The 7,166-nt window shown below is 34.0% G+C and carries 5 protein-coding genes, 1 tRNA gene and 2 pseudogenes; 4 read left to right on the forward strand and 4 right to left on the reverse strand.

What is annotated here, in order from left to right; genetic code table 11:
* Positions 1-3: 3 nt before the first annotated feature.
* Positions 4-1,347 (reverse strand): trigger factor, encoded by a 1,344-nt coding sequence (tig, locus tag AB6N09_RS02030; RefSeq protein ID WP_411131294.1) that lies wholly within the window; start codon positions 1,345-1,347, stop codon positions 4-6.
* Positions 1,348-1,504: 157 nt separating this feature from the next.
* Positions 1,505-1,586 (reverse strand) — tRNA-Leu (locus AB6N09_RS02035).
* Between the two features lie 170 nt (positions 1,587-1,756).
* Here AB6N09_RS02035 and AB6N09_RS02040 point away from each other — a divergent pair.
* Both AB6N09_RS02040 and gshB read left to right on the forward strand, forming a co-directional pair.
* Entirely contained in the window at positions 1,757-2,353 is a 597-nt protein-coding gene (locus AB6N09_RS02040) for a BON domain-containing protein (RefSeq protein ID WP_411131295.1), read from the forward strand.
* Between the two features lie 48 nt (positions 2,354-2,401).
* Complete coding sequence (gene gshB, locus AB6N09_RS02045) at positions 2,402-3,334, forward strand: glutathione synthase (protein WP_411131296.1); 933 nt, start codon at positions 2,402-2,404, stop codon at positions 3,332-3,334.
* On the opposite strand, the pseudogene AB6N09_RS02050 reads toward gshB, so the two are convergent.
* Positions 3,319-4,349 (reverse strand): annotated as a pseudogene (locus tag AB6N09_RS02050) (UDP-N-acetylglucosamine--N-acetylmuramyl-(pentapeptide) pyrophosphoryl-undecaprenol N-acetylglucosamine transferase). The gene gshB and the pseudogene AB6N09_RS02050 overlap by 16 nt on opposite strands.
* Positions 4,350-4,439: 90 nt before the next feature.
* Here AB6N09_RS02050 and AB6N09_RS02055 point away from each other — a divergent pair.
* Positions 4,440-4,820: a hypothetical protein gene (locus AB6N09_RS02055; RefSeq protein WP_411131297.1), complete on the forward strand. Its 381-nt coding sequence runs from the start codon at positions 4,440-4,442 to the stop codon at positions 4,818-4,820.
* Between the two features lies 1 nt (position 4,821).
* Here AB6N09_RS02055 and lpdA read toward each other — a convergent pair whose 3' ends face one another.
* Positions 4,822-6,207 carry a dihydrolipoyl dehydrogenase gene (lpdA, locus tag AB6N09_RS02060; protein WP_411131298.1) on the reverse strand — a complete coding sequence of 462 codons (1,386 nt, stop codon included), beginning with the start codon at positions 6,205-6,207 and terminating at the stop codon, positions 4,822-4,824.
* Between the two features lie 764 nt (positions 6,208-6,971).
* Here lpdA and AB6N09_RS02065 point away from each other — a divergent pair.
* A pseudogene (locus tag AB6N09_RS02065) lies at positions 6,972-7,166 on the forward strand (30S ribosomal protein S1); the annotation flags it as partial.

Consider the following 7,166-nt stretch of genomic DNA (forward strand, 5'->3'; position numbering starts at 1 on the left):
CTACTAAATATTATCAAATAATTCCTTTAACCCTTTCACAGAAACAACCTGCTCTTCTTTATTAACTTTTTCTATTATATAATCTGTAATTTTACGTTCAAGAGCTTGCCCTCTAATTAACTCCTGAAATTGCCTGTTTGAGCTAAAATGTTTCAATACTCTATTAAGCGGTACATCTTTATTGACATACTGATTCAGAATAACATTTAAAACATCATTTTGAGTTAATGATATTTTATGTTCTGTACTGAACTTCATAAATAACATTGCAAGCTTTACTCGTCTTTCAGCTTCCTTAAAAGAGTCATCTTTAGAGTTCAACTCTCTTTCCACTCTCTGCTGTTCCTGTTTTACTACGTCTGTAGGCAAATCAAAGATGTAACTAGCATCCAAACAATCAAATAGCTCCTTTTTAATTAAGAGGTCTCCCATTTCTTTACATTGATTATCAATTACTTCTTTTGCATGATTTATTAGCGAAGAATAATCTTCAAAACCAATCTTCCTAGCTACTTCATCATCACTTCCAAAATCTTCGGCAATCTGGATGTCATTAACTCGGACAGAAAAAGTAGCCTCTTGTCCGGCAAGGGAAATTACCTGGTAATCCTCAGGAAACCTCAACTTAAAGCTTTTTGTTTCTCCTTTTTTCACGCCAATTAATTGATCTTCAAAACCATCGATAAATGCTCCGGATCCTAAATTAACAGCAAAATTTTTGCCACTTCCGCCTTGAAAGAGTTTCTTTCTAATCCGCCCTTCAAAGTCAATTGTCAGTTTATCCCCATTTTTCGCTTGATAAGAATCATCATCAACAGAGATAAGATTAGGAAATTTTGTTTTTATAGAATCAATAAATTCTTTTATGTCTCCCTCTTCGATTTTTGCCTCAACTTTCTTCAAACTTATTTTATCAAGATCTATTGTCGGCGCTTCTGGCATTGACTCAAAAGACAGCTTGTACACAAAATCGCCTTTTTCATCCTTTTTATCCAGATCTGGTAGTGATATAATATCAACCTTAGGATGAATGTGATACTTGACTTCAATTTTTTTCATTAAATCACTTGAGCAATAGTCAATCGTATTATTCACTACATGTTCCAAAACTTCACTTTTATAATTTTTAACAACAAGGTCGTAAGGCGTCTTCCCTGATCTAAATCCAGGCAATTTTGCATTCTTCGCTATCTCTTGTAATCTAGAATTCATCTTTTGTTCTATATAATCGCTACTAACTGTGATTTCATACTCATGCTTTAGTTTATCTACACTAAGCTTCTTATAGGTACATATATTACTTGATGTATCTACTTCGACTGCATTTTGAGGTATGTTACTAGACATCATAACCTATTTAATCAATGTTTTAATTTATATTTTTATAAAGCTATTTTACCAGAATCTCAGTGAAATACAATCCTTAAGAACGAGTTTTTACACAAACATTAGAGTATATTTAGTGATTATAAACCTTTTTTTAAATCTAGGTACATGATTTGAGTGCGGATAGAGGGACTTGAACCCCCACGAGCAAGCTCACCAGGACCTAAACCTGGCACGTCTACCAATTCCGCCATATCCGCAAGAATTTTTCAGTAACTTATAGTTAACATAAACTATTCCTATCACCCCATTATAAGTACCGTCTTAAAAAGACTCAAGGTCTAAAGTCTTACTTAATTTATAGTATTTACACAATTAAAAAAGCTTATTAACATTCCTTAATGAAAATTTTAAACCATGAAAATCAATAATGAGACTAATAACAAGCCTCTTACTTGGAATTTTTCTGATTACACAGAGTGGCTGTACACCACTTATAATAGGTAGCGTAGTGGCTACAGCAACGGCAACAGCAATAACAACACAAGATAAATCTTTGGGAAATATTGTTGATGATACAACTATGGTAATCAGAATTAATAAGGGACTTCTAAAGCATGGACTATTTTCATCTATAAAGGTTAAAGTAAGCGAAGGAAGAGTATTGCTCATTGGAAACGTTGATACCCCTGAAAAGCAACTCACAGCAGAGAAAATAGCTTGGCAACAAAAAGAAGTTAAAGAAGTAATAAATGAAATAAGAGTAACACCAATACAAACAACTTCCATGCTTGACACTACCGTAGATGGTATAATAACGGCGGAAATAAGAACAAGACTTTTAGGGAAAAGAAATATCAAATCAATTAATTATAGCGTTAATACGGTTGATAGAGTTGTTTATTTGATGGGTATAGCTCAAAATAAAGCGGAACTAAAAGCTGTAATAGCAATTGCAAGAAAGGTAAAAGGGGTAAAACAAGTTGTAAGTTATGTACGATATAGACATAGCAAATTACGCCATTAATGCAAATTTAGTTCCCAATGGCAATTTTATATCAAAGGTGATGTGCAAATGAGAGTAGCCTTTCAAATGGATGAAAATATAAACTTTGAAACTGACACCACATTTGCATTAATAAAGGAGGCACAAAGGAGGAAGCACGAAGTTTTCTTCTATGTCCCTAACAATTTAGCACTAAAGTTAAATCAGCCAATCGCTCTTGCTCAGAAAGTCAGTGTTGACGATTTTAGTTTCATCTCTAAAAAAGATGTAACCATCAATTTGAGTGAAATGGATATTGTATTTATCAGACAGGATCCACCCTTTGATGTGCGTTATATTACAACCACCTATATTTTAGAAAAAACTAGCGCATTGGTAATTAATAATCCAACGGAGATAAGAAACTGTCCCGAAAAACTAATTGCTTCACTGTTTCCAGAACTAACTCTACCAACTTTAATTACTGAGAATGTATCGATGATTAGAGATTTTTACCATGATTACAGAGATATTATTCTGAAACCATTGTATAGCTATGGAGGAAACGATGTAATAAGAATACAAGATGGAAACAATATTCAAGTAGTAGTTGAATTCATGATCGCAAAATATGAGTGTCCTGTAATTGCACAAGCATTTTGCAAAAATATAGACAAAGATAAAAGAATATTATTACTTGATGGCCAACCAATTGGAATAATGAAACGAGTTCCAAGAGATGGAGAGATCAGAACAAACTTGCGGCTCGGAGCAAGCTTTGAACCTGCTCAGATGAACGACAGAGATAATGAAATATGCAATAAAATTGGTCCTGAATTAAAGAAAAGAGGGCTAATATTTGTTGGTATTGACATTATAGGTGAATTCCTTCTCGAAATTAACACGACTTCACCTACGGGAGTAGTTTACGTCAACAAATTATATAATACATTGCTAGAAAAAAATCTTTGGGATACATTCGAAGAAAAAGCAAGCAGCCATATCCGTCAGCTAAATTCTTGAGCTATTACCTTAATAAATTTAGTAACCTCATTCCTTATTCTTGTTCTCTTAGTATTATTAGCCATATCACGCAATTTTTGACAATTTTGTAATAGATCGACTAGCAACTCTCTTAAATTTTTTTTCACTTCACTGTTTTGCTCAACTATTACAGCTGCCACTGAATCTTCGATATATTTTGCGTTATAGAATTGATGACTATCTTTTGAGTGAGGATAAGGAATATATATAGCGGGGCGCTCAGCAAGAGTGATTTCCGCTATTGAGGTTGCTCCTGCTCTGCTAATTATCAAATGAGCACTTACTAACCTATTTTCCATATCGTCAAAAAACTCACTTAATTCACAATAGATCCTTTCACTCTCATATAGGCCCCTAACTCTGTCCATATTTTTCTTTGTGCATTGCTGCGTCACTCTAATCTTCCCTTTCATTTCAGTAGGCAGACTACAAATTACGTCACTCACTATATTATCAAAAAAATTTGCACCTTGACTACCTGCTATTATTAATATGTTTAGGGTTTTCTCAGTACAAGAATAGCCTTGCGCCTTTATATTAACGAAATTCCCTGTAAAAACACATTTACTGTTTCTCGCATATTTAGTTTCTGGAAAGCTAGTTGCAATTAATTTAGCATTTTTGGAAAAGAATCTGTTTACTCTCCCTAAAACTGTATTTTGTTCATGCAAAATTATAGGTATAGAGAGAGTCTTTGCTGCAAGAAGAGTTGGAAAAGAAGCATAGCTACCAAAACCAATGACTAGTTTTGGTTTCAATTTTCTTATTTGATACAGTGCTAACACACAACCACATATCAAAAAAAGAAAAAACTTAAATTTATTGCTGCTTGACTTACATAACGGCAGAGTATAACTCTCCATGTCAGTATTTTTATCCATTTTTTTATCAGTAAATAATGTGCTATTATATCCTTGTATCTTTAGTGCTCCTGCTAAGGTTATAGCTGGAAAATGTGTCGGCCTGTACCACCTGTTGCTAGAATGATATCCATCTGTGCATAGCAAATTAATACTAGATTGTTAACCATTACTTAACAATTTGCACGTAAAATTTTACTAAGCTTTATGGCAGGGAATCAAAAATGTCTGAAAACAATAGTAAAAAAGAATCTAACGTGAAAAGTAAGCCTCAAGAACAAGGAAAAGGCAAAAGCGGGAGTTTTGTAGGAATGTTAAAAGATATAATAAAATCTCTCTTCGATTCGGTCGTTGATCTACCTCAGCAAGGGCAATGTAAAAATTATAATCAGCAAGAGAGTAAAGATATGAGTACTGAAACAACAGTCAAGCAAAGGGGTAAAAAAAATCCAGAGGATCTTAATCAAAAGCAAGTGAAAAAAGCAGCTGAAGGGTTCAAAGAAAGGTTACAGAAATCTGGTGCTGGTAATCAACCTGTCGGAATTGAAGTACCCAGTCAAGCTACAACTCAAGATATTGATGATGTTAAAGCAATGAGACGCTAATTCAACTGTTTAACGACTCATCGTCCGCTGCAAGAACCGATTCGTGTATCATTTCTGAAATGGTCGGATGAGGAAAGATCGTAGACTTTATGTCGGAGTCTGTTCCTTCCAGCTGCTTTGCAAGAGCAAAATTGCTAATTAACTCTGTTACTTCTGCTCCTATCATGTGAGCGCCAAGAAGTTCTCCTGTTTTGTTATTAACCACTGTTTTTACTAACCCTTCGGTTTCACCGAGTGCAATGGACTTACCATTAAAATTAGCATGAAATTTTCCTATTTTTATATTATATCCATTTTTTATTGCCTGTTCTTCAGTAAGGCCAATACTTGCTATTTGCGGGTGAGAGTAAGTGCAATTTGGTATGCACTCTTTTTTTAACTTATAAGGACTTTTGTCAGCAATCTTTTCAACGCAGATTACAGCTTCGTGACTTGCCTTATGCGCTAAACATGGCGGGCCAGCTACATCACCTATTGCATACACGTTAGGTTCACTCGTTTCATACCATTCATTCGTTTCAATAAAACCAGAAGAGCTTAATTTAATTTTTGTATTTTCTGACCATATATTTTCAGTGTTTGCCTGAACGCCAACTGCAACAATTACTCTATCGAATTCTTTGCTCTCACCACTACTTAGTTGCACTTGAGTAGAGCCTTTATTTTTAGTAAAAGTTTTTACACTATTGTTTGTATATATCTTTATTCCCTGTCTTGTAAGTATTTCTTGCGCTAAATTTGAAATCTCTCTATCTTCCAGCGGTAAAATAGTGTCTTTTACTTCTACAATTGTTACTTCAACTCCCAAAGTACTATAAAAACTTGCAAATTCTACTCCGATTGCACCAGATCCTATAATTAGTAGCGATTTTGGCAGTTTATCTGGAGTCATAGCATGCTGTGCATTCCATATTAAATCTCCATCTATCTCTATTCCAGGCAAATTTCGTGCTCTCACACCTGTTGCTAAAATAATATGCTTGGAAACAATTTCTTGTTCCTCCTTACTATTGAAGATTTTTATAGTATGGTTACCCGCAAGTTTACCAAGTCCTTGGTGAATTTTGATGTTATTCTTCTTCATCAAATACGCAATACCTTTTGATAACTTATCAACAACGTTTCTTGAGTATTTCACTATCGACTGAATATCAAAGCTTGTATCTTTTACTTTTATACCAAATTCCTCTGATCTTCTTATTAGCCTATAAATTTCAGATACTCTAAGCAGAGATTTTGTTGGTATACACCCCCAATTTAAGCATATACCACCTAAATTCTTCTCTTTTTCAATAATGGCAGTTTTAAACCCAAACTGCGCTGCTCTAATTGCTGCTATATAACCACCAGGACCGCTACCTATAACCGTAACATCATACTCACTCATCAGTTTTCTTTGTATTAAAAAAGACTATATATAACAGACGGAACCTATATAATCAACGGCGTTATCTCTGTCATGCAAGTAGCGGACACTGGAATCCAGTCCTCATTTAATCTATTGAAAACTTTGTGTTTTTACATAAGACTACTTTTATGTTCACCAACCTAATAAAATTCCTGGATGCCAGTGTTAGCTACTTGCATGACACCTTAGTGGTAGGCTCAAATTACAATGTTCGTACAGTTGTGCGTCAAGCGCTGGAATGATACCTTCCTATCCGGTTCATAAATTGTAACTAGCTATAAATATTTAAGAAATTTACCGAATGAAAAAAGGCAAAAGAAACCCCGTTAGCTAGTTATTCACTATCTATCTTTTAAATTGGCGTTTTTTATTGTCTTAAACGCTTTAACAAGCGCATTTTAGCTTATATTAGGTAAAAACCTTGAAAGTTTGTAAAGACATGAGGTGCACATAGTGCAAAAAATTAAACATAAGACGCCAAGTACATTGAGTTTTTTGTCATTTAATCTGCGCAGACTGAAGATAAATAATAGCTTCAGTCTTATTATAAGGATAACGGCGAAGGTTGTCAAGTAGTTTTTTGTTTCTATTGGAGACAGTTGTTGTATGCCTAGCGCACTACCAAAAGCTGTTTTTTATGCAAGAAGTCTATCAGTGAGTTAACAAAAAAACTGCTTGTAACTAGTTGTTAATACTATATAATGTATTATTTCTAATAAAGTTTAAATTGAAGGGCACATTGCATGAATAATAATTATCCAACAGCAAATCTACCAATTAGTATCAGAAAACTATCGTCAAACAAGTTCATAGAAGATATATGTCAAGGCCAGTTTGAAGATCAAAGTAACATTTTATTTGAAGATTCTTTTATTAATAAAATTAAGGAAGGAGATGTAGTAGAAGGTGTCATTACACGAGTAAATCCTAATGACATC

It is taken from the genome of Wolbachia endosymbiont of Tettigetta isshikii, assembly GCF_041154185.1.
Classification (GTDB): domain Bacteria; phylum Pseudomonadota; class Alphaproteobacteria; order Rickettsiales; family Anaplasmataceae; genus Wolbachia.

Bases quoted from the DNA above. Each gene is read 5' to 3' on its own strand.
- tig (WP_411131294.1), bottom strand. From the start codon at position 1,347: ATGTCTAGTAACATACCTCAAAATGCAGTCGAAGTAGATACATCAAGT.
- AB6N09_RS02040 (WP_411131295.1), top strand. From the start codon at position 1,757: ATGAGACTAATAACAAGCCTCTTACTTGGAATTTTTCTGATTACACAG.
- gshB (WP_411131296.1), top strand. From the start codon at position 2,402: ATGAGAGTAGCCTTTCAAATGGATGAAAATATAAACTTTGAAACTGAC.
- AB6N09_RS02055 (WP_411131297.1), top strand. From the start codon at position 4,440: ATGTCTGAAAACAATAGTAAAAAAGAATCTAACGTGAAAAGTAAGCCT.
- lpdA (WP_411131298.1), bottom strand. From the start codon at position 6,207: ATGAGTGAGTATGATGTTACGGTTATAGGTAGCGGTCCTGGTGGTTAT.